Annotated in this window: 2 protein-coding genes; both read left to right on the forward strand. The window is 41.2% G+C overall.

Annotated features, from left to right (window positions below):
- Positions 1-306 precede the first annotated feature (306 nt).
- Entirely contained in the window at positions 307-1,479 is a 1,173-nt protein-coding gene (locus PVE40_RS12525) for a GNAT family N-acetyltransferase (protein ID WP_274732269.1), read from the forward strand.
- A gap of 15 nt (positions 1,480-1,494) precedes the next feature.
- Positions 1,495-2,397 carry a diacylglycerol/lipid kinase family protein gene (locus tag PVE40_RS12530; RefSeq protein ID WP_274732270.1) on the forward strand — a complete coding sequence of 301 codons (903 nt, stop codon included), beginning with the start codon at positions 1,495-1,497 and terminating at the stop codon, positions 2,395-2,397.
- Positions 2,398-2,636 lie beyond the last annotated feature (239 nt).

Genomic DNA, 2,636 nt, shown 5'->3' on the forward strand with positions numbered 1-2,636 from the left:
TTTAGAATTTCTGTAGTAAAATCGTTCATATGGAAGTCCTCTTTTCTGTGAATGTGTTGTGGTAACTCTATTCTACAGAAGGGACTTCCTTTTTTCTATTTACACAAAATATTTTACACTCTCATTTTGCATATTCGGTAGTAAAACTATATGCTATTAAATATTAATATATAAATTAAGAGGAAGGATAGATGAGAATAATACTCACAAGTACTGTTATTAAAAATCACAAATAATAGTTTTAATTTATGTAAATTTATTGATGTAATTTCTTTTTTTAGAAACAAAGCCAAAGGAGAATCAAACATGCACTACAAATTCATCCCACCAAAAGACCTGCACCCGTCTATTAAACTAGCCGAATATTGTTTCGTTACTCAGCCAGGGTGCGACCGTACGAAAGAAATGCTCCCTCTTCTGGAACAGGAAGTAGGGCTTGGCGGTTACGAGAATGAAGAATTAGTGACGCAGCTTTATATTTATCCTTTTGAAATGAATGTGTTTGGCATTACGATGCCAATGGGTGGAATCGCTACTGTATCAACGTATCCAGAATACCGAACAGGAGGCCATACGAAGCGGCTGCTCTTGAAGTCGCTTGAAGTGATGCGGGAGAAGGGGCAATTAGTATCGGTTCTTGCTCCATTTTCAGAAAGTTTCTACCGACAGTATGGTTGGGAAGTATTCTTTGAAAACACCCGGTACAAAATTCCAGTTGAACAAGTACAGATGCGGTTCCGTGAAGAAAATGAAAAGGTCGTTCGTTTCGATACAACAAATGAGGCGTGGCAGAAAAAAATTCAAGCATACTACACGAAGATGGTATCTAAGCGGAACGGTTTGACGTACCGGGATGATTATTGGTGGATGCGCTTAAATACAAGAGAATTCGATGCTTTTTATGCAGCCAGCTTGGATGCGGATGGAGAAATCGATGGATACATCCGTTATCGAATCGAGAATAAAGAATTCAAGGTACTCGATTTCTTTACGGACCATGCACGTGCGGAGCGAGTCTTATTCCAATACATCGCACGTCATGCTTCTCAAGTTGAGAGCGTGGTAGGAAAATCACCAGTCCAAGGTTCATTCCCGGCTCAATTGAAGCATCCAGAAGAAGTGGAACGGGAAGTATTCTTTGATAAGATGGTTCGAATTGTAGATGTGGAAGCTTTCTTGAAGGTTTATCCTTTTGAAGAAATCACAAAACCTCTTTATGTGAAAATTACGGATCCTTCAGCGCCGTGGAATGAGTATACATTCCGAATAGGTCATGATGGTACTGTTACGAAACCAAAACAAGTTGAAACAGACAAGGTGTTAGAGATGGAAATTGGTCCATTTTCCGCTATGATGATGGGGTATCATGATATCAATTGGTATGAATGGCATGGGTATGCAAAAGCTCTGAATACAGTAAAAGAAAATTGGAAGCAGGCAGTCCCAGTGGGGTATCCTTCTTCCCATGACGACTTCTAAGATGGGGTGAATAAAATGGTTGAAGTACGATTAATTGTAAATCCTTCTTCAGGAAGAGAAGAATCGGTTACGTATGTGGATCGGGTAAAGGAAATACTGCAAGAGAAGTACGATACACTTTCCATTCGCTATACAGAAAAGGCAGGGGATGCGGCGAATTTCGCTCGCGAAGCTGCCCAAGAACAAGTCGATACAGTAATCATGATGGGCGGCGATGGAACGGTAAGTGAAGGAGTGAATGGATTAGCCGAGCAACCTTTCCGGCCGAAGTTTAGTTTAATTCCATTAGGAACGATGAACGACTTGGCGAGGGCTCTGGGGATATCGTTGGATCCTGATGAAGCCATAGAGCAGCTGATCCATTTAAAAGAAAAGAAACTAGATATCGGCAAGGTAAATGACCATTACTTCATGGACGTTGTGGCGATTGGTACCTTACCTGAAGCTGTGCACCAAGTGAAGCCCGAACAAAAGACGAAGTTGGGACCATTCGCATACTTTATCCAAGGCGCGAAGGCGCTCAGTGAAAGTACCGTGTATCATTTCAACTTAAATGTGGACGGAGAAGAGATTGCGGTCGAATCGATGTTGATTATTGTGGCCTTGACTAATTCAGTAGGCGGGTTCGAGCGGATGTTGCCGCACGCAAGAGTAGATGATGGACAGCTTCACCTCCTTGTCCTAAAAGGCGACAAGATTGTAAATAAGTTAAAAGTAATTCCAAAAATCTTCACGGGCGAGGCGATTCATGATGATCAAGTGCTGTACCGTCCATTCCAAACTGCAACCATCGAAAAGATGGAGAACACAGAATTGATTGCGAATGTGGACGGCGATAAGGGCGATGCTTTGCCGCTCCGCCTAGAAGTTCTGCCGCAACATTTAACTGTACTTGTACCAGAGAATACGAAGAAATAAAAAACAGCAAGTAATTTCGGCTCTATAATATTTGGTGTTGGTGAATCATTTTGATTCACTGGCACCATTTTTGTTTTTAAATGCAAAAAGGCCAGTGAACCCCTATAATTTAGTTACCACACAAAACAACAGGAGGACTCACATGGCCCATACTCATTGTATTAAAAAAATGCTCGGAATAGAAGACCCAAATATATATTTAGATGACATGCCCGTTGTATTCGAAAAAATCAAGCAAG

It is taken from the genome of Jeotgalibaca caeni, assembly GCF_028863945.1.
GTDB lineage: Bacteria > Bacillota > Bacilli > Lactobacillales > Aerococcaceae > Jeotgalibaca > Jeotgalibaca caeni.

What these genes read in the sequence shown, in the direction of transcription:
- PVE40_RS12525 (WP_274732269.1), top strand. Translation starts at nt 307, where the DNA reads ATGCACTACAAATTCATCCCACCAAAAGACCTGCACCCGTCTATTAAA.
- PVE40_RS12530 (WP_274732270.1), top strand. Translation starts at nt 1,495, where the DNA reads ATGGTTGAAGTACGATTAATTGTAAATCCTTCTTCAGGAAGAGAAGAA.